The organism is Bradyrhizobium sp. sGM-13 (genome assembly GCF_018398875.1).
In the GTDB taxonomy this organism is placed as follows: domain Bacteria; phylum Pseudomonadota; class Alphaproteobacteria; order Rhizobiales; family Xanthobacteraceae; genus Bradyrhizobium.
The window spans coordinates 58846-79413 of the sequence record NZ_JAGWDK010000010.1 but is presented as its reverse complement, the minus strand read 5'-3'; the positions used below and the strand labels follow the sequence as shown (position 1 = coordinate 79413).

At 63.5% G+C, this 20568-nt stretch carries 14 protein-coding genes; 5 read left to right on the top strand and 9 right to left on the bottom strand.

Translation table 11 applies throughout. The annotated features are described in order from the left end of the window. Positions 1 to 71 precede the first annotated feature (71 nt). The 5 genes from KJQ96_RS17020 to KJQ96_RS17000 all read right to left on the bottom strand — a co-directional run bounded on the left by KJQ96_RS17020 (position 72) and on the right by KJQ96_RS17000 (position 4365). Positions 72 to 329 (bottom strand): hypothetical protein, encoded by a 258-nt coding sequence (locus KJQ96_RS17020; RefSeq protein WP_057846977.1) that lies wholly within the window; start codon positions 327 to 329, stop codon positions 72 to 74. 195 nt (positions 330 to 524) lie between these two features. Continuing rightward, positions 525 to 788, bottom strand: a complete 264-nt coding sequence (locus KJQ96_RS17015) for a hypothetical protein (RefSeq protein ID WP_213287744.1) — start codon at positions 786 to 788, stop codon at positions 525 to 527. Positions 789 to 979: 191 nt separating this feature from the next. After that, the gene (locus KJQ96_RS17010; RefSeq protein WP_213287743.1) at positions 980 to 2962 is read right to left on the bottom strand and encodes a DUF255 domain-containing protein; all 1983 of its coding nucleotides are present in this window, start codon (positions 2960 to 2962) and stop codon (positions 980 to 982) included. A gap of 90 nt (positions 2963 to 3052) precedes the next feature. Then, complete coding sequence (locus KJQ96_RS17005) at positions 3053 to 3400, bottom strand: DoxX family protein (protein ID WP_249734139.1); 348 nt, start codon at positions 3398 to 3400, stop codon at positions 3053 to 3055. Positions 3401 to 3633: 233 nt separating this feature from the next. Beyond that, positions 3634 to 4365, bottom strand: a complete 732-nt coding sequence (locus KJQ96_RS17000) for a cytochrome c biogenesis CcdA family protein (RefSeq protein WP_213287742.1) — start codon at positions 4363 to 4365, stop codon at positions 3634 to 3636. 197 nt (positions 4366 to 4562) lie between these two features. Between KJQ96_RS17000 and KJQ96_RS16995 the strand changes: the two genes are divergently transcribed. Together KJQ96_RS16995 and KJQ96_RS16990 are read left to right on the top strand one after the other, a co-directional pair. Continuing rightward, the gene (locus KJQ96_RS16995) at positions 4563 to 6605 is read left to right on the top strand and encodes an adenylate/guanylate cyclase domain-containing protein (protein WP_213287741.1); all 2043 of its coding nucleotides are present in this window, start codon (positions 4563 to 4565) and stop codon (positions 6603 to 6605) included. Between the two features lie 104 nt (positions 6606 to 6709). Continuing rightward, on the top strand, positions 6710 to 7684 hold the full coding sequence (locus KJQ96_RS16990) for a hydroxyacid dehydrogenase (RefSeq protein WP_213287740.1): 975 nt from the start codon (positions 6710 to 6712) through the stop codon (positions 7682 to 7684). Positions 7685 to 7712: 28 nt separating this feature from the next. Here KJQ96_RS16990 and KJQ96_RS16985 read toward each other — a convergent pair whose 3' ends face one another. The 3 genes from KJQ96_RS16985 to KJQ96_RS16975 form a co-directional block, all read right to left on the bottom strand. Then, a complete protein-coding gene (locus KJQ96_RS16985; protein WP_213287739.1) occupies positions 7713 to 9617 on the bottom strand; it encodes a hypothetical protein in 1905 nt (634 codons plus the stop codon). Positions 9618 to 9781: 164 nt separating this feature from the next. Next, positions 9782 to 11002, bottom strand: coding sequence for a phosphatase PAP2 family protein (locus tag KJQ96_RS16980; RefSeq protein WP_213287738.1), 1221 nt, complete (start codon positions 11000 to 11002; stop codon positions 9782 to 9784). A 112-nt stretch (positions 11003 to 11114) separates the two neighbouring features. After that, positions 11115 to 13040, bottom strand: coding sequence for an adenylate/guanylate cyclase domain-containing protein (locus tag KJQ96_RS16975; RefSeq protein ID WP_213287737.1), 1926 nt, complete (start codon positions 13038 to 13040; stop codon positions 11115 to 11117). Between the two features lie 326 nt (positions 13041 to 13366). On the opposite strand from KJQ96_RS16975, the gene KJQ96_RS16970 reads away from it, so the two are divergent. Further along, the gene (locus KJQ96_RS16970; RefSeq protein WP_213287736.1) at positions 13367 to 14668 is read left to right on the top strand and encodes an MFS transporter; all 1302 of its coding nucleotides are present in this window, start codon (positions 13367 to 13369) and stop codon (positions 14666 to 14668) included. 46 nt (positions 14669 to 14714) lie between these two features. On the opposite strand, the gene KJQ96_RS16965 is transcribed toward KJQ96_RS16970, so the two are convergent. Continuing rightward, positions 14715 to 15326, bottom strand: a complete 612-nt coding sequence (locus tag KJQ96_RS16965; RefSeq protein ID WP_213287735.1) for a TetR/AcrR family transcriptional regulator — start codon at positions 15324 to 15326, stop codon at positions 14715 to 14717. Positions 15327 to 15433: 107 nt separating this feature from the next. Here KJQ96_RS16965 and KJQ96_RS16960 point away from each other — a divergent pair, with 107 nt between their 5' ends. Beyond that, on the top strand, positions 15434 to 16666 hold the full coding sequence (locus KJQ96_RS16960) for a cytochrome P450 (protein WP_213287734.1): 1233 nt from the start codon (positions 15434 to 15436) through the stop codon (positions 16664 to 16666). 182 nt (positions 16667 to 16848) lie between these two features. Next, positions 16849 to 20496 (top strand): AsmA-like C-terminal region-containing protein, encoded by a 3648-nt coding sequence (locus tag KJQ96_RS16955; RefSeq protein ID WP_213287733.1) that lies wholly within the window; start codon positions 16849 to 16851, stop codon positions 20494 to 20496. Positions 20497 to 20568: the final 72 nt, after the last annotated feature.

Sequence of the window (20568 nt, the reverse complement as noted above, 5' to 3'; positions counted from 1 at the left end):
TCCCAAACTGCACCGTCAACCTAGCATGGATGGGAGGCCCGGCCTACACCGGGCCTCGATCGGACCGCGACTTAAGACGGCATATACTTGCCCTTGGCGGCGTCGCACTTTTCCTTGGTCATGGCCGAGAAGCCCTGCCCCTTGCAGGCGTTCTGGCCCTTGCAGGCATTGCTGGCACCCTTGCATGCGCTCTGGCCCTTGCAGGCATTGGCGCCGACGCACTTACCTTCGCCGGCGGCATAGGCCACGGTCGACACGGTGGCGCCGGCCAGGAATAGAGTGGCTGCAGCGGCAGCGAGGGTGGCGCCGGACTTCGAAGTCATCTTCATTTATTTCCTCCAAAGGAAGTGTGAGGGTGCATCGTCCGCAAGCCGCGACAGTTCCGGCCGGCAAACTGCGCCCGGAGATAGCTACGTGGCGGGTCTGGATTTAGTTACACGCGAGGCCGACTTTATTTTGGCCGCAGGGTCGGAAACAACGGGGCCCGGCAAGCGCTGGACCCTCGTTGCACCTGATCAGAACGATCAGCCCTTGACGAACTTGGCGCCCATGGCGGCGCAAGCCTTCTCGGAGGTCGCCGAGAAGCCTTGACCCTTGCAGGCGTTCTGGCCCTTGCAGGCGTTGGCCGCGCCCTTGCAGGCGCTCTGGCCCTTACAGGCATTACCGGCCATGCACTTGCCCGCGGCGGCGTTCGCAGACGTCGATACCGTCGACACCACCGAGCCGGCGAGGAACAGGGTGGCGGCGGCAGCGGCGAGCGTCGCGCCGGATTTGGAATTCAACTTCATGACGATCTCCTCGATGATTGTTTGAAGACAAAAAGTGACGCCGTGAGATCTGTTGATCGTTCGATCACAGACCCCGCTGACGCAGGGGAGGGACGGATGGCAATCAGATCGCGGTGGCTTGCCGGAGGACGTCAGGTCTCCGTGATTTGAGTGCTCATCCGAAGCCAGCTACGGGGGATGGGGCGATTTGGTTACAGAGTTTCAAAAGAAAATTTTCTTTTTTGCGGTTGGACTTCCCGTCCATGTCTAACCCCGGCGGCGTGAGAGTATTTCATTTGCGTGCAGCAGTGATCTCCGCAAGCGCGCGCCGCGCAGAAAGCGCGGCGCTTCAACGGATTAGCGCAAGCATCGGCGGTCGTTTGCGTTGCACAACGAAATTCGATCCAGCTACCCCGCACAGGCTTCAGCTTCGCTATCTGCGCGACGGTGGCCCGCAGCTCCTCGGCGTTGAAGGACGGAAACGAGCAGATGCGATTGCTGCAGGTGAACGCCGCGGGTTCGCCGAGATCGGGATATTCGACGTCGGGGTTGGGCAGCTTGCCCTCGCGCAGATCGAGCCACTCCAGTCGCTTGTAGCGGGCCGGCAGCGCGCGAGCCAGCGCATGCAGGTTTTTCGCGCGGGCGTCGTCCTTGTGTCCGACGATTGTCAGGTGGGTAGGCTCGATCGCGAGTTCTTCGTCGGCGAGCAGAACGCCGGGCAGGGGACGCATCATCCCGGCCGAGGCGCTGGCGAGATAGCGCATCGCATGCGCGGCCTCTTCGCGATAGGCCTCGTTGCCGAAGTAGCGGTTGAGCAGGTTCATGAATCTGACGACCTGCACCTGATCGTCGATCAGCTTGGCGGGCTTGGCGAGCACACCGGTTTTGCCTTCCGCCGTCTTCGAGGTCACGAAGCCGCCGATCTCATCGTGGAAGGTCGCGACGAATTCGCCGGCCTTGGCGCCTCTGGTGAGCCAGTCGCGGTTTCCCATGGCCGCATAGAGATCGAGGAAGGCCTGGCCCATCGCCAGCGTGTCGCCGATGAATGGCCCGCCGCGATCCTTCTCGCCTTGACGGAAGCCGCCGCCATCGGGGAGCGCGCGGTTGTCGATCACCCATTTCGCCGCGCGTTCTGCGATCGCCAGCACCTTCGGATCGTTGATGACGTTATAGTAGGCCGAAAGCCCCGAGATCGCCCAGCCGTTTTCGCGCGCATACAGGTTCTTGTCGATGCGCGGCATGCCGAGCTTGCGCCGCTCGCCGTCCGACAGCGCGTAGTATGTGTGCCCATCGGTGTCGTGATCGAGATCGGCATCCTGGCTGACATAGAACGCGCCCTCGGTACTCCTAAGAAACTCCGCGAGATAGCGTTCGATGTTGCGTGTGGCAGCAAGATATTTCGGATCCTTCCACAGCGCATAGGCCTGGCTGTATTGCCGGAGATATTGCGCCTGAAACGACATGATCTTTTCGAAATGCGGAAGAGTCCAGGAGCCCGCTTCGGAATATTGGTACACGCCGCCCCAGACCGGATCGATTAGCGCGATGGCGGCATCAAGCGTTTGTCGGGCGCGCTTGGCCGCGGTGGCGTCGCCGGACTCGGCGCGGGTGATCGCAAGGTCCATGCTGTCGGCGTCGATGTATTTCTGGTTCTCGCCCCAGCCGCCGAGCTTTGCCTCATAGGATTCGTCGACATTCTTCATCAGCGCAGCGCGCTGTTCCTTGTCGAGGAAGGCGGAGGTCGATGGCTTCACCTCAAAGGCTTCGCCGACTGACGGTCCGGGCGAGGGATCGTCGATGATCGCCTTGAGCAGCGCCTGCATCCGCTCGGGCTCGATATGGCCCCTGATCTTGGCGATCTCGGTGCCGTCGGGGCCGAACACGATGGTCGCCGGCCAACCCCAGTCGCCATAGCGGCTCGACAGATCGGGGTTGGCGTCCTGATCGACCCGCACCGGCAGATATTTCGCGGCGAGCAATTCCCTGACCTCGGGATTGGCGTAGGTCGTCTTCTCCATGACGTGGCACCAGTGGCACCACACCGCCTCGAGATCGAGAATGACGAAACGCTGTTCGGCCTGCGCGCGGGCGAATAGATCGTCGCTCCAGCCACTCCATTTGGGCCCGTCCGAAGCAAACGACGGTGATGCCGCCAGCCCGGCAAGTGCGAAGGCGGCAATGCGGACGAATTTCATGGTAGCTCCCGGAAGCGTGGCGTTTTCTCCAGCTACGCAGGCGGCAAGATCAGGGCTCAAGCATTAGCCGATGTCACGGGATTGTGAGCATCAGGTTGAAGCTTTGGGGTGGCCGCTGGCATTCACCAGCAACCGGTCCAGTGACGCCGCGCCGGGACCGGCAATCGCAAGCCACATGAAGCCGGCGAAGTAGGCAGCTTCCTCAAAACCGAGCAGCGTCTCCAGTGAATCGACATCGCCCCATTTCGCCGACTTGATGGCGACGACCATGACCACCGCCAGCATCGCAGCCGGGATTCGCGTGAACAGGCCGAGGATCAGCATGGCGCCGCCGAAGAATTCGACGCCGGACACGAAGGGGGTGAGGATTGTCGGGAAAGGGATGCCCCAACCGGCAAAGTTTTCGGTGACCTGCGCCAGATGATTGAGCTTCCTCAACCGGCCAGCATGAAGGTGTAACCGACGATGAGCCGCATGATGAGCGGGCCGGCCCAGGAAAAATGCGAGGCGATCTGCGCGGGCAGCAGGACGAGCAGATTGAGGATGGAATACATGCGACCCCCCCTTGAGATTTCGTGACGCCGCGACCTGCGGCCGCGTCGCGGGCCGCGGTGGCGGCACTCTGGTCCTGACAGGAAATTCGATGGCGCCGACCCGCCTGTTACCGGGGCTTAGCCGAAATTTTGCAGGGCGGGGAAAGTCTCCAGCAGCCAGATGCTGATGCTGGTCACGGAGCCGGTCAGGAAGCCGATGCCGGTGATCACCATCAGGATGCCCATGGCTTGCTCGACCTTGCCGAGGTGTCGCTTCATCCGCGCAAACAGCGAGGAGAACTGCTCGATCATGAAGGCTGCCAGCAGGAATGGGATTCCGAGCCCAGCCGAATAGACCGCGAGCAGGCCGGCGCCCTTGGTGACGGTGGCCTCGGCGGCCGCAATCGACAGGATCGCCGCCAGAATGGGGCCGATGCAGGGAGTCCAGCCGAAGGCGAAGGCGAGCCCCATGGCATAGGCGCCCCAGAGGCCGACCGGTTTCGGCATCGGCATCCGCCCCTCGCGCATCAACAGTCCGATCCGGGTCAGGCCGAGGAAGTGCAGGCCCATGATGATGATCACGATGCCGGCCAGGATCGAGAGCTCCGCCGACCAGGCGCGGATCAGGCCGCCGATCAGCGAGGCGCTTGCGCCAAGCGCCACGAAGACGGTGGAAAAGCCGAGCACGAACATCAGCGCCGATGCCATCACCGCGCGCTTGGAGGCCTGCGTTGGTCCATCATTGGCCACATGCTCGATGGTCGCGCCGGTGAGATAGATCAGGTAGGGCGGCACCAGCGGCAGCACGCAGGGAGACAGGAAGCTGACGAGACCGGCAATCAGGGCCGCCGGGATGGAAACATCGTGCATTGCATGACCTTCGAGAATTGCCGCAAGGCATAGCGCCGTCTTGGCTGGTACGGAACAGGCAATCGACAACTTTCGTCGGCATTACGGCTCTCCTGCGGTCACAGAGCTGTGTCCGGGGCGCCGAAATTGCCTCGCTGGCGAAACAGACGCTGGTATGGTCCCGTACTGCGGTAATCAGACCGTCAACGAGACCCCGCATGCGCCTCGGCATCCGCACCGCCATTTCCGCCCTCGTGCTGACGTCGATCGTCATCAGTGCCGTTGGCGTGCATCTTTTGTGGTGGCGTACCGCCCATCAGGTCAGCCAGACGCTCGCCAACACCATCAACGACCAGATCGTATCCGCGGTCAGCGACGAACTGCAGTCCGTCACCTCAGAGGCGCGCTCCTCCATGATGGCGGTGCGAACGCTGCTGGCCGAAAAAGTGTTCGACCCGCGCGACGCCAGAAAACGCGAGATCGTTTTCCGCTCGCAGTTACTGTCGCAACCGACGATCTCCTGGGTGGCATTTGGATGGCCGGACGGCTCGTTCTTTGCCGGGCACAAGCTCGGCGACAACGTCATCGAAATGCTCGAAATCACGCCCGACCGCAATTTGCGCATCAATCGCTACGAATTCGTCGGTAACGATCTTCGGCTCAAGGCGAGCTGGTTCGAAGACACCGACTATTCCATGACCGAGCAGGAATGGTTTCGGGTTGCCAAAGAGACCAACGACGAACACTGGTCGACGCTGACGACGCATCCGCGCGGGGAGCGGCTGGCGGCGGCCTTTTCTGCCCCCATCGAGATCGATCAGAAACCGGCCGGCGTCGTTGCGATCATCATCGAGCTGACCCGCGTCTCGAATTTTCTGTCGCAGCTCACGGTCGGCAAATCCGCGGGCGCCTTCATTCTCGAGCGGGACGGCAAGGTGGTGGCCTCGCCCGATCCTGATGCCAGCGAACTGGTGGCGCTGAAGACCGATCACTCGCTGTTTCCGGTTGCGGTTGATGCGATCCGAAACGCCGGTAGCGCCTATGAACCCGGCGAGGGGCAGCCGTTCAACACGACGGTGACGCGGGACGGCAAGGCCTATCAGGCCGTGATCACGCCGATATCGTTTCCGGGTTGGTCGCTGGTGACGGTGGTGCCGGAATCGGAATTTCTCGGACCGGTCCAGATGACGATCCGAAACCTGCTGATCGGCCTTGCGGTCCTGATCGTATTTGCCGGGCTATTGTCGGCGTGGCTCGCCCAGCGCCTGATCGCAGCTCCCCTGATCAAGGTGGTGAACGAGATCAGGCATGTCGAGCGTTTCGACCTCGATAAGGTGCAGCGGCATCCGTCGCGGCTGGCCGAGATCGGAAACCTGTCGGGCGCGATCGGCGACATGGCGCAGGGGCTTGCCGCTTTCGGAAAATACATTCCGGCCGACCTGGTCAAGCGGCTGATCAGCGACGGCAACGGCGCGCGGCTCGGCGGCGCGGTGCGGCCGATGAGCGTAATGTTCATCGATCTGGCCGGCTTCACCGGCATATCCGAGCGGCTCGGCGACCGCATCATCCCGCTGCTGTCGCGCTATTTCGATTGCGTCTCGGCGCAGATTCAAAACCAGAACGGCACTATCGACAAATTCATCGGCGACGCCGTGATGGCGTTCTGGGGTGCGCCGTCGCCCAATCCCGATCATGCCGTTGATTGCTGCCGGGCGGCCTTGGCGTGCCGGCGCGCGGTGGAAGAGGCAGGCCTCGTCGACGACCACGGCCAGCCGGTCAGGATCCGCATCGGCATCAATTCCGGCGACATGCTGGTCGGCAATATCGGATCGGAGGTGCGGCTGAACTACACCGTGATCGGGGATGCCGTGAATATTGCGAGCCGGCTGGAGAGCACCAACAAGGTGTACGGCTCCACGATCATCATCGGCCCCGAAACGCGAAGGCTCGCCGGGAAGAGCATCGTGGTTCGCGAACTCGATCGTCTCGCGGTCTATGGCCGCGCGGGCGGCTTGCAGATCTATGAATTGCTCGGCCTGGCCGACGAAGTCGGCGCACCCGCCTGGGTGGCTTCGTACGAGGCCGGCCTTGCCGCCTGGCGTGCGCGGGATTTCTCGGCTGCGATCGGCGCGTTCGAGAAGGTGCTGGAAATCCGCGAGCACGATGCAGCCTCAGTGACGATGATTGAGCGCTGCAGGCAGCAGCTCGAAAATCCGGCCGGCGAAGATTGGGACGGAACGACGGTGGCGCGGACCAAGTAGGCCGACGCGACTTTGCCGCCTTGCCTTGCGGGGGCGGGTTGGCCATAGATGTGCCGGCCTTGACGCTGCATTCGCTTAGCGATCGATAGGGAAGCCGTTCCGCGTTGAAAGTGCTGTTGACCCATACGCCGCAGTCGCGCGCCCAGTACTACGGCGACCGTAGTCTTGCCGGGCTGCAGGCCGTCGCGCAGGTGAAACTGCATGAAGCAAGCGACGCGCTCGACGCGGCCGGCCTGATCGAGGCCGCCCGCGATGTCGACATCATCGTGGCCGACCGGCTCACCGCGGGGCCGGGCGAGATATTTTTGGAGCTGCCGAAGCTGCGCGCCTTCGTTCGCTGTGCGGTCGACATCCGCAACGTCGACGTCGAAGCCGCTTCGGCCGCCGGCGTTCTGGTCACGCGGGCTGGACCTGGTTTCATTCACTCGGTTGCCGAACTCGCGCTCGGCTTCATGGTCGATCTGTCGCGCGGGGTTTCACGTGCGACGGCCGACTACCATGCCGGCCGCAAGCCGGAGGTCGTCATGGGCCGGCAACTGGCCGGCAGCCGCCTCGGCATCATCGGTTATGGCAGCATCGGCCGCTACCTGGCTGATATCGCCAAGGTGTTGGGCATGGAGATCATGGTCGCCGATCCCTTTGCGACCGTCAGCGATGCCGCGATCCGGCATATGCCGCTCGACGAACTGCTGGCGCGGTCTGACTATGTCGTCTGCCTGGCGGTCGCCAACGAGCAAACCGAAAACCTGATCGGGCAGGCGGCGCTGGCGCGCATGCAGCCGCACGCCTTCTTCATCAATCTGTCGCGCGGCAATCTCGTCGACGAGGCGGCGTTGGCAGCGGCGCTCCGCGAGAACCGCATCGCCGGTGCTGCGATGGATGTCGGCCGCGCGCCGGACCAGATGCCGTCGCCTGAGCTTGCAAGCCTGCCGAACGTCATCGCAACCCCGCATATCGGCGGCCTGACGCCGCCGGCGATCGAGAGCCAGTCGCTGGAAACGGTGCGGCAGGTGGAGGCGATTGTAGCGGGCGAGGTGCCGGTTGGTGCGGTGAATGCGGAGCGGTGGAAGCGGAGATGATAGTCGCGCGTGGCGCCAAGCGAGCCCGCTATGGCGGGTCTACATTGCCGCGGCCCCGTTTGCGTTTCTCCTTTAGCGTAGTCGGGGGGTAGCGCGCTGGCGGGATCGGGGGATCCGCAACGTGCCGCGCCAGTTGCGGAGCAGCGGCGCTGGTGCCCGTGAGCCGGAATACGGCCCCGCTCCTGTTACCTCCGCCGCGAATGCCCCCAAGCGCATAGGATTCATCGCAAGGTAGCACGACGTCCGGACCAACGCGGACCGGCGGGGGCGGGGGGTTGCGCGCAGGGCCGGCGGACGAGTAGGGCGACTTGCGCTGGTTTGCGATAACGAAGCCGCCGGCGACGTGAATTCTGGCGCGGCGGCCGGTGGCAATTCCATTGATGCTGCCAAATCGATCGATCAGCGACTTGGTCTTGTCGAATTCTCCGGCGGCATATTTGCAACTAGCGTCGGCCGAATGATGCTGCTCCCACTGCTGGTCGACAAAATATGAAAGCTTGGCGCGCGTGCGCACGCCCATGTTGGGATCACTGCGCGCCACATAGGCATGGACGTGCGCGTTGACGCCAATCCCGGTGATCTTGATTTTCCAGTCGCCATGCTGGGCGGTTTCGATGTTGGCCGTGGGGTTGGGCGGGACAATGGTCGGTTCGACCTGAAGCCGCCACATCGTGTTGCCACCCCGGACGACTGGGAGGTCCACGCCGGCAGGCGGAAGGACGGTCCCCAGCGGCGGAGGCGACGGCGGTGCTGGGGGCGGTACATAGGCAGGAGATCCGCTGGGCGGCGTAAGGGTGACTGTTGTCGCGGGCCCGACGGCTGCGGTCTCCATCCATACCTCCGCAAAGCAGAGCACCGAATTATCAGGAGGAAGGCGCCAGATCCATTCGACGGAGTCGGGGTCGGCAGCAGTACGCCTGGTGAAGCCAACGTGGCCCTCGCTGAAATAGGTGTTTCCAGCCGGCAAAACAATTTCAAGCCTGGGTTTTCCCTGAGTGCCGTCGAACTGCGTGATCAGCGCGTTCAATGCTTCTTCCAGCAGCGCTGTGCCGTCGTGCGGTCCTGTGGTTGGTCCATAGCTGAGATTGACAATCACTTTCTTGGTCACGCCCGGTTTGGCAAATGACAGCATGTATTGGATACCCTGGACGGCATAGTCCTTGAGCCAAACTCCGGTTGCATCACGAATGCATTCGTCCGAGAACTGCACGAATACTACGTCCGCAGAGGAAGCGCGATCGACGCCCGGTTTCCAGCTCGGAGGATCGCGCCGCTCACTCGGTGGACCGACACGTGAAGATGTTGGGGTCCGTCCCGCTAACACGTCCATCACGTGTGCGCCATGAGACACCCGGCGTGCAAGGGTGGCAAAACCGGCGTCCGCGTAACAGCCATCCTCGTCGATGACGTGCGATGGCGTCGAATGCATGTTGATCCATTCGTTGATGCCGATCTGGGCGGGCGCAGTTGCGGGCAGATCGCGCAGGTATTCGACGCCGAAGAGGAAGTCCGGCGGTTCCCTTCCGAAATCGCTGCCGCCGATCGTGACCGGTTTCTTGTTTTTGTTCTGATCCCAGATGCCTCGCACTCGTGTACCGGGGTGCCCACTCGTCGAGGTCGTGAGAAATTGCGCGGCGGCGAACGGACAGCCATCGTCAAGAACCCCGATCAGAAGTTCTTTGGCTCCCTCGAAGCGAGGGGTGATCACCGTTTCTTTCGTGAACCCCGGCAACGACGAAGGTTTCACCGGAAGCGACAGTTCGACCCTGGAGACGAACTCGTTCCAGATTGGCACGGTGTCACTCTCGATCACGGCTCGCTTGCTGGCGCGCACCGTGGCATACCGGGTAGGGCCGACATGGGGACCGAAAGCGTCGCCGAATTCAGGGCCGAGCGCTGCGTCGAACCTGGCGATTCTCCTCGCAAATTCCACGCGCCCTTCGGCCTGATGGAGTTCCACAAGGGGAGCAGCGCAAAATGCTTCTCGTCGAAGAACTCGAAATTCCTGAAGTCCGTCGAAATCGCGTATCGCAAGTATGGTTCAAAGCACTTCGGGTATTGACTGCCTTCGAGCATGGGGCGATCTCCGCGTGAGGATTATGGGACGCCAAATTTGCCCGCCCATTCCGCCTGCGCAGCAGCCCATAGATAGTTCATCAAATGTGACTGCGTTACGCTTGCTCCCGGGGATTCATGGTAGAGCGGACCCAGGCCGAGGTCCTGGCTCGGGATTGTAGGTGTAGATGCGGCTGTGTTGAACGGATTGAAGTCCGTGGTGGTATGGCCATCAATTCCCGCCGCAAGGAACTTCCGACTCATGAACGTTTGCTGACCAGCGCAACGCCCGACAAAGTACTCGCCTAACGCCACGCCCAACATGCGTCCTGCCATGCTGTCGACCGGGAAATGGACTCCCGCCACGACACGGTTGGTTGCGATGCGCGCCGCCTGGCGGTTGAGCTGTTCGATCACCGTCGGGTATCCCGGTTTCGGCGGAGTCGCTAGCGGATCCGGATCGAGATTTAGCAGCTCTTTCAGCACGTAGGCTACGGCATACACCTGCGTTGCGTGTCCGCTCGGGAAGGCTCCATGCCCCGGGGTCGTGATCATCGGCTGGACCTGGGCGTTGTATTCGACCGGGCGCCAGCACGCCAGCGCATGCTTGAAGCGCATTTCCACATACACGCAGAATTGCAACACCATGTTGATGAGTTCGAATGTGCGCTGGGTCCGGTCGGGATGCATGTAAACGATCGACGACCAGAAAGCGTAGGTGGGATCGATCTGAGCCAGGATTTCGGTGGCACGTTCGTTACGCAGTTCGGCCCAGCTCAGTACCATCGGGATTTGTGCCTCGAACGTCGATTTTTGCGGACGTCCGATTTCCGCGATCAACGTCGGGGAGCTGGTAGGCGATGCAGAAGAGAAGACCTGGAATCCGTCGTCCGTCCCCAACGTCGTCGTCTTCTGAAAGCTGATCCCCTGCAACATCTCGCCGATCGCTGTGTAGGCACGGACCCACGGTTCCCAGCGGTCCAGTGCGTTCTCCGCGTCGATATACAACGGCAATGCCGGCGCGTAGTTCGTGAAGTGTGGGGACGTCATATTTTCGGGAACAATGATCGTCCCTTCGCGCCCGAGAATGAGCGCGTCCACCATGATCGAATTGGCAAAGGCATCGGCCATCGTACCAAGCATCGCGCCGCCGGCGCCACCCGCTCCGCCTGCGCCACCCGCTCCACCCGCACCTCCGGCACCGCCCGCTCCACCGGCTCCGCCGGCACCACCCGCGCCTCCTGCTCCGCCCAGTTGAGCCATTCCTGCCCCCTCTGTGAGTTAGTCAGCTTTCCGCCAGCAAGCGCAATTTGTCCGGTTGTGCTCGTTCCGAATGTGTATTGCTTCACATGGGCGGGATGTTTTTTCTCTGGGATCAATGCCGATTCGAGTTGCCGTTTCCCGAGGGGAGACCTGCCATTGCCAGGCAGCACGCCCATTGCCGGCCCGTTTCGAGCTCCGCATTTGGAATGCGCGCAAGATATCGCTCCACCGTCAGTTGCGGCTCGAGCTGTCGCATCCTGCCGAGCGCCTCGCGCGCCTCATCCATTCGCTCCTGCGCCACGAGCGAGATCGTCAGAGCCCGCCACGTGGAAGGGTGCATGCGGTGGTGCACAAGCGATGAGCGCGCAAGCCTTTCGGCATTCTCGTATTGATGTGCGGAAAGCTCTGCTGTCGCGGCAAGGGACTCGAAATAGTAGCGTTGCGGATCGAGCGGAGAGAGCTCCATCGCGCGGCGCGTCGCGTCCACAGCCGCTTTTCCTTCCCCCATGAACGCGTTGACTGTGCCGAGATAGAGCCAGCCGAGCGCGTGGCTAGGGTTGGCATTCACAGCCTCGTTGCAGCGCTTGCGGGCGGTATCCAAGTCCTTCAGCAAGTGACAGTAGACAAATCCTTCTGTCGCCAATGCGAGCGCGTCCGACGGATCCCGGTCGAGAGCGGCGTGGGTTGTGCTCAAGGCCTCGACCGCCTCGCGCTTGCGGTCCTCAGACCAGCCGCGCGTCACCTGCAGAATGTACCAGTTGCCAAGCCACGCGCGCGGGGCCGCGATCCGACTATGCCGGTTAATCAATTCGTCAAGGATCTTGCGCGTCTGGAGAAACTCTTCCTTGCTGGAGCGGTGCATCAACTTGATGCTGCCAAGCAGCAGCGAGTAGCTCTCGAGCGTTGGTAGCGGCTGGGTCAGGATATGCTCGACCTCGGCGTCGAGTACGGACAAATGCACCGCCTGGGCGATACGGTCCGCCAGTTCGCTCTCCGGCCTCAGCAGATCGCCGATCTCGCCGTTCAATCGGTCGGTCCAGACCACCTGGTTGTTGCGCGCTTCGGAAAGCTCGGTAGTCACCATGATCTTGCCTGCATCCGCAACATATGCGCCGCTGAGGACATAGGTGGCGCCAAGATGCGCCGACACCCCTCCGACGTCGTTCGCGCGGCCGCGGAATACGGCAGTCGACAGGCGCGAAATCACCTTCAGGTCCGCCGCCTTCGATAGCCGCCAGATCACGCTGTCGGCAATCAGGTTGCCGACATCGAAAACCGCTGGGCTGTCGCTCCTCGCGGAGAATGGGATCACGGCAATAGTTGGCTGCATGGCCGTTCCGTAGTCGCGCCGCCGGGTAAGGCTTGGATGCGGACTAGGCGGACCAACTCGATAGGCCCGAACCGGTTTGTCAAAATGCTTGAGAATGCATTCACCAAGGTCTTCGCACGATGCATCGACTCCGTGCGTAAGCTCGTCGCGTGCTGTGGCGCTACCGATGGTTTCGCCGGGGCGTGCCAAGCTGGCCAGAGCCGCCGCCAGTTGCTCATGCGCTGAGGCGCTGGCGATCGTCTCGCCGGGGCCGGCCAGCGTTGCCAGCCGTGCCGCCAGATTTACGCCGGTCCCGTAGATGTCGATTCCATCGCTCCACGCCATCGCGGCGTTGATTCCGGCGCGCAGGTTGAAATGCTGGTCTTCGGGTATGCCAACGTTCTGCGCAGCAAGAGTTCGGTGCATTGCGGCGGCGGCATCAGCGGCGTCAGGCACCGTCTCGAAACGTGCCAAAAGGCCGTCACCGAGACTCTTCACCAGGACGCCGTGATAGCGCGGCAGAATCTCAGTAGTGACAATGCCGACAAAGTCTGCCCATCGGCGAACAGTGAAGGCTTCGTGCTCTCGCATGAGCCGCACCGATTCCACGAGGTCGACCAGCAGAACGACGGTCTCTTGATGCACGAGTGCGACGCCCGCGCCCGGTACAACAAATCGCCCGGTCCGGGAGGCCTGTTCTTCGCCTTTATCCACCGCTTCATCGTTCATGTTGAACCAGCTTCGCGATCCCGGCCCCTACATCTTAGATGGTATGGAATCGCTCGCAAGAGCCACGCGAAGAGCACTCGGAATTAAGAGCTGCCAGGCATGATGGGCCTCGGCGAGCAAAAACCATCGAAGGCGCATCGCAATTTTAAAGTGATCAAATGGTAGCAATTCCGGACAAGGTTGTGCATCGAAACCATATCGCGGTACGTTCCGGAGAAAGCCGGATCATTCTGAGCTGCCGATAGAGAACCATTGCAGATGAGAGTGCCGGTAATGCATCCGAATTGCCGTGACATCGATGCAAATCCAGACGAAAAGCCTCCCCCATGCATCTTCCCTTCTTCTACGGCTGGCTGATCGTTGTGGTGACGTTCGTGACCATGGCGATCGGCGTCAATGCGCGGACGGCGTTCTCGCTGTTCTTTCCGCCGATCATCGGCGAGTTCGGATGGGATCGCGGCGTCACCGCCGGCGCGTTTTCGTTCGGCTTCGTGGTTTCCGGCGGCGTCAGTCCGCTGATCGGGCGCATGATGGATCGCCTCGGGCCGCGTGCCGTGATGGAGCTCGGCGTCGCGCTGATGGGCGGCGGGCTGTTGCTGGCGCCGCTGACGACGCAGCCCTGGCATCTCTATCTCACCATCGGCGTGCTGGTCGGCGCGGGCAGCGTGTGCCTCGGCTATTCCGGCCAATCGCTGTTTCTGCCGAACTGGTTCATCCGCCGCCGCGGGCTCGCCATGGGACTCGCCTTTGCCGGCGTCGGCATCGGCTCGGTGACCTTGCTGCCGTGGGTGCAGCACATGATCGAGCAGACCGGCTGGCGCACCGCCTGCACCGCGATGGGCATCCTGGTACTTGCCGTGCTCGCACCGATCAACCTTCTGCTGCGAAGACGGCCGGAGGATATCGGGCTATTGCCGGATGGCGATGCGGCGCCGTCGGCGACATCGCCCGCGCCTCGCTCGAACGTCGTCGATCCCATCTGGGCCGCCACCGACTGGACGCTGCGCCGCGCGCTGCGAACCGCGCGATTCTGGTGGATCGCGCTCGGCTACTTCTGCGGCCTGTATGTCTGGTACGCGGTGCAGGTGCACCAGACCAAATACCTGCTCGACATCGGCTTCAGTGCCAACGTCGCGGTGTGGGCGCTCGGCGTCGTCAGCCTGCTCGGCATACCGGGCCAGATCTGGCTCGGGCATCTCTCCGATCGGATCGGCCGCGAATGGATCTGGGCCATTAGCTGCGCCGGGTTTGCGATCTGCTTTGCGGCGCTGATCGCCTTAAAGTTCGCGCCGGTACTGGCTTTGGTCTATCTCATGATCTTCACGCAAGGCGCGCTCGGCTATGGCCTGACCTCGATCATGGGCGCGGTGGTGCTGGAGATCTTTCAGGGCAAGCAATACGGCAGCATCTTCGGCACCATCATGCTGGCGGCGCTGGCCGGAGGTGCGGCGGGCCCATGGGCGACCGGACTGCTGTACGACCTGTCAGGCAGCTATACGCTCGCCTTTGCGCTCGGCATTGCCGTCAGCATTCTGTCGGCGGTGGCGATCTGGCAGGCATCGCCGGGCAAGGTGAGGGCGGTCGCGGGACAAATGCACAAGGCGCCAATCAAGCACCATACAGCGTAGCCGCGGGATGCGAAGCATCGTCCGGAGACACGCGGATATTTTCGTCTCATGCCGATGAAATTCCCATCGCCCGTTGCAGGTCGCCGATGGCGCGAAAAAAGCTGTCGGGCGGCGTGGTCTCGGGATCGATCAGGCGGTGCAGGCGAAAGCCGTCCTCCAGCGCCAGCACCAGCGCGCCGGCCCATGGCGGATTGAGAATAGTTGTTCTGCCGCTGTTCCTGGCGGTGGTCTCGATGATGTCGGTGACCAGCTTTCGCCGGGCGCGCAGCCGCTTGGCAAGTTCGGGCCGGCGCTTTTCGGCGCGTGCCACGAACAGGATCATTTCCATGTGCAGCAGGGGAGAGCGGCCGAGCGGATCCTGCTGGCTTCTATTCATGGTCTTGAGCGCATCGATGAAGTCGGCGAGGTTCCTGTGCCGCTCGAGCAGATCGCGGATGCGTCCGATCGATTGCTCGACGTGATCCTCGAGCATGGCGATGATCAGTTCGTCCTTGCTCTTGAAGTTCGAATAAAATGCCCCGCGCGTGAAGCCGGCCGCCGCCGCAATCGCCTCGATGCTGGCGCCGCCAATGCCCTGTTCCTCGAACACGCGCGCCGCCGCCTCGAACAGCTTTTCGCGGGTGTCGTCCCTGGTGGGTCTGGTTCGCACTCTTGACATCTGTCCAGTTTAGGCGAGAATGCAACTCAATACAATAATGTATCGAATTCGACCGATCGGCCCGGGGGAAAACGCGCTGAATGGCGCACAGCCAGCAGGAGGTCTCCATGAACGAGCATGTTCAGGCTGCCAGTAGCGCGCCGTTGTTCAATCCGCTGGCCCCGGAATTCATTCGCAACCCCTATCCGCATTACGAGCGGATGCGCACCACCGATCCCGTGCATCTGACGCCGCTAGGGATGTATGTCGCAAGCCGCCATGCCGAGGTCAGCCTCGTCATGCGCGACAAGCGGTTCGGCAAGGATTATGTCGAGCGCACCGTCCGCCGCTACGGCCCCAAGATCATGGACGAGCCGGTGTTCCGCAGCATGAGCCACTGGATGCTGCAGCAGGATCCGCCGGACCACACCCGTCTGCGCGGCCTGGTGGTGAAGGCCTTCACCGCGCGCCGGGTCGAGGACATGCGCCCGCGGATCCAGCAGGTCGTCGACGAGACGCTCGATCGCATCATCCCGCAGGGGCAGATGGACCTGATCGAGGATTTCGCGTTCCGCCTGCCGGTCACCATCATCTGCGACATGCTGGGGATCCCTGACGACCACCGCGAGGCGTTTTATACCGGTTCACGCGACGGCGGACGCCTGCTCGATCCGGTGCCGCTCTCGCCGGAGGAGATCAAGCAGGGCAACGCCAGCAACGCGCTGGCGGCGATGTATTTCCAGCAACTGTTCGATCTCAGGCGCAAAAGCCCGGGCGACGACCTGATCACCCAACTGGTGCAGGCCGAGGAAGACGGCAGCAAGCTCACCAATGAGGAACTGACCGCCAATATCATCCTGCTGTTCGGCGCCGGCCACGAGACCACCGTCAACCTGATCGGCAACGGCTTGCTGGCGCTGCATCGCAATCCAGACCAGCTCGCGCTGCTCAAGGCGAGGCCCGAGCTCATCACCAACGCCATCGAGGAATTCCTGCGCTACGATTCCTCGGTGCAGATGACCGGCCGGGTCGCGCTGGAGGACATCGACGATCTCGGCGGAAAGCGCATCCCGAAGGGCGAGAGCGTGCTGTGCCTGCTCGGTTCGGCCAACCACGACCCGGCGGTCTATCCTGATAACCCGGAGCGGCTGGATATCACCCGGCCCAACGTGAAGCCGCTCTCGTTCGGCGGCGGCATCCACTTCTGCCTCGGGGCCCAGTTGGCGCGGATCGAAGCCGAGATCGCGATCTCGACCCTGCTTCGGCGCATACCGGACCTGCGGCTCGATGACGCTGTCAATGCGGAATGGCGGCCGACCTTCGTGCTGCGCGGCCTGAAGCGCCTGCCGGCGAGCTGGTAAGCCTCTGGCAACTCCCCTGGCCGCCAGTTTTGAGCCCCAGATTCAGTGGGCACAGCCCGGCGAGGCTCCTGTCAGTATGCCGCTGTGACTTCGCCATACTTCTCTCTATATTCCGGGCAGCTCCGGGGCAGGGTTCCGGCATGGCGCGCGGCCTGCGCCGGGGCGTTTCAAGGGGAAGCACCGTGCAGACGACACTGCTCGGCCTGGCAATCGCCTTCATCATTGCGCTGATTGCCGCGCTGGTCGGGCCGTATTTTATCGATTGGAACCAGTTCCGGCCGCAGTTCGAGGCTGAGGCGAGCCGGATCATCGGCGCGCCGGTGCGTGTCGGCGGCAAGCTCGACGCGCGCCTGTTGCCGGCGCCATCGCTGCAACTGCACTCGGTCGTGGTCGGCGGCGTCAACGATCTCGGGAAGGTTCGCGCCGACAAGCTCGACGTGGAATTCAGCCTGGGCTCGCTGATGCGCGGCGAGGTGCGCGCCACCGAATTGACGATCAACCGCATGTCGCTCGATCTCGGCCTCGATTCCAGGGGACGAATCGATTGGCCGGCCTCGGCCGGGACGTTCAATCTGGGTTCACTGGCGATCGATCGGGTCAATCTGACCGGCCGCATCGCCCTGCATGATGCGGTCAGCCGCTCCACGCTCGAACTGAACGACATCGCTTTCAGCGGCGACGTGCGCTCGCTGGCCGGTTCGATCCGCGGCGACGGCAATTTCATGCTGTCGGGCACGCGCTACCCGTTTCGCGTCTCCTCGGGTCAGGGCCCCGAGGGCAACGGCACCCGCGTTCATCTCAATATCGATCCGGGCCAGCGTTCGCTCGCCGTCGATCTCGACGGCGTGCTGAACTTCGATTCCCGCGCGCCGCGGTTTGAAGGCGCGATAACGCTCGTCGCTCCTCCCGGCCAGAAGGGCAAGGGCAACGATCCACCGTGGCGTATCGCCGCCAAGGTCAAGTCCGACTATTCTGCGGCGCGGCTGGAACAGGTCGAGGTGACCTATGGCGCCGAGGAGCGCGCCCTGAAACTTGCGGGCGGCGGCGACATCCGTTTCGGTGCGGCGCCGCTGTTGCGCGCTGCGCTGTCGGCACGTCAGCTCGATGCCGACAGGTTCGTTGCCAAGGAAAATGGCAAAGACAACTCGACCGAGCCGGCTCGCGCGCTGCCGGCACTGCAGGCGCTCAGCTCCGTCATTCCGCATCTGCCGATCCCGGCGCAAATCGAACTCGCCTCCGAGCAGGTCATTTTGGGCGGGCGCCCATTGCAGGACATCGCTGCCGAGCTCGAAGGCGATGCCAAATCCTGGCGCGTCCACCGGCTGGAGTTCCGCGCGCCCGGCGCGACCAGGGTTTCGCTCAGCGAGGCTGGCGCGAAGAGCGCTGTACCGGACCGCTTCAAGGCCGCGCTCAGCGTCGAATCCTCCGATCCCGACGCGCTCTTGACCTGGCTGCAGGGCCGCGGCGACAGCGCTTACCGCAGCCAGAAGCCGCTTCGCCTGCGCGGCGACATCACCGTCGCGCCCGAAGGCTTTGCCATCGACACCATGAAGGCCGACGTCGACGGCGGCACGGTGGAGGGGCGGGTGGCGGTATCGCTCCGGCAAGCCGATCATGGTTCCCGGATCGATGCCGAACTGAAAGCGGCGCGTCTCGATCTCGATGCCGCCACGGCCTTTGCGCGGTCGCTTGTGGGGCCGCAAGGCGAGTGGCCGGACGAGGGGAAGCTTTCGCTCGATATCGGCCGCGCCACCTCCGCTGGCCAGGAGCTATCTCCGCTGCTCGCCAGGCTGGCTTACTCGCCTGCGAAGATATCGCTCGAGCAGTTGAAGATCGGCGAGCTTGAAAACGTGACGCTGGACGGCGCCGGCAATTTCGACCGCGTCAACGCGACCGGATGGTTCGCGCTCAATTCGAGCGCTGCCTCACTCGGCCGACTGACCAGCCTGATCGTTCCCTTTTCACCGCCGCTGGCCGCGCGGCTCAATGCGATGGGGACGAGCCCGGGTCCGGCGCGCCTGAAACTGGCGCTCGACCTCACCAAAAATGCCGGGCCGTCCGATCGCGTCCAGGCGCGTGCCACGGCCGAACTCGACTCGCCGCTGCTCAAGGGCACCAGCACGATCACCGCCAGACCTGCCGTCGCGGCGATCCAGGGCATCGATCTCGCCGCGCTCCAGCGCAACGAGGTCTGGATCGATTCGAAATTGTCATCGGAGCAAGGTCGCACCTTGCTGGCATTGCTCGGCTTCGATCGCGCCGTCACGGCGGGCGATGGCCCCGCGCAATTCGAGAGCTCCGCGACGGGCGCATGGGGTGCGCCGTTGCGGCTCAAGGCAAAGATCTCGGGAACGGGACTCGATGCCGAAGCAGAAGGCTCCGCCGAACCATGGGCGCCGGAGGCAAAGGCCGTCCTCGGCCTGAAAGTTCGCAGCGCCGATTTCGCCCCGCTGCTCGATCTCAAACCGGCGGATACGCTGGCGCAGAACATCGGCCTGTCCTCGCGCGTGCAGCTCACCGGCAACAAGCTTACCTTCGACGATCTCGACAGCAGCGTCGGCGGTTCGCGCTTGCGCGGCCGCGTGGCTGTGACGCTCGGCGAGGAGAAGGAGATCGAGGGTGAGATCGGCGCCGACCAGCTCGCGCTGACGCCGGCTCTTGCCCTGGCGCTCGGTGCCGCCGGACACGATGCCACCGAGCCGCTCGGCCCCGGGATTGCGAAGGGTTGGCGCGGCAGCATCGCGTTTCAGGCGTTGCGCGGCCTGCTTCCAGGCGGAAGCGAATTGCAGCCGGTGAGCGGGGTGATCAAGAGCGACGGCAAGTCGCTGACCTTCGATACCATCAAAGGCAGGATCGGCGGCGGCGACGTCACGGCCACGATCGATGCAAGGCCGGGCGCGCAGGGAATTGCCTTGAACGCGAGCGTACAGCTTTCCGGCGTCGACGGCACGGCGCTGCGTTATCGCAATCTCGCGATGCCTGCCGGCCGCGCGTCGATGCAGATGACACTGACGACCCAGGGCCGCAGCGCCTCGGCGCTGGCTGGCGCACTGTCCGGCAGCGGAACGCTGACGATGGAGGCGGCCAAGATCTCAGGCCTCGATCCGCGCGCCTTCGAGGTGGCGGTGCGCGCCAACGACAGCGGGCAGGCCAAGGACGACGTCCGATTGAAGCAGATCGTCGAATCCGCTCTTCCGGCCGGTGCGTTTGCTGTGCCTTCGGCGCAAATCCCGTTCACCATCAGGGACGGCCGGCTTCGCGTCGGCGCGACGACGCTGGACGGCAATGGTGTGCGGGCCATCGTCTCCGGCGGATACGATATCGCCGCCGATCAGGCCGACATCCGCGCCGCCCTTTCGCTGACGATGACGACCGGTCGTCCGGAGATTCAACTGCTTGCCGTGGGGACGCCCGATGCGCTGAGCCGCAGCGTCGACGTTGCCCCGTTGTCTTCGTGGCTGGCAGTGCGTGCGATCGATCACGAAACGCGAAGGCTCGATGCCATCGAGCGCGGCGAACCGCCGCCGGCAGCGCCGCCACCGATCGTGTTGCCTACGGAGGGGCAGTTGCCGATTCCGGAGGCGGTGCCGAGCGCGCCGCTCGTCGCGCCAAAGGGGCGCGACCCACGGCGACCTCCGGCGAAGAAGGCGACCGCGCCGCGTCCGCCGGTCGTCAACGCGCCGCCGGCGCCTGTCGCAGGCCAGCCGCAGGTAGCGCCGCTGCCGCCGCCGATCGACGTCAGGCCTGCGCCGGGCGCCGCCAAGCCGAGGCCGCGTCCGCCGCTTGCGCTGACGCCGCAGTTCGCTAATCCGCCGCCACGCTCCAACTAGGGCGTGGACTCGTTAACGCTGCCGCTTTGCGGAATAAGCCGGACACGGTCGTACGAAGTCAAAATTCGCCTC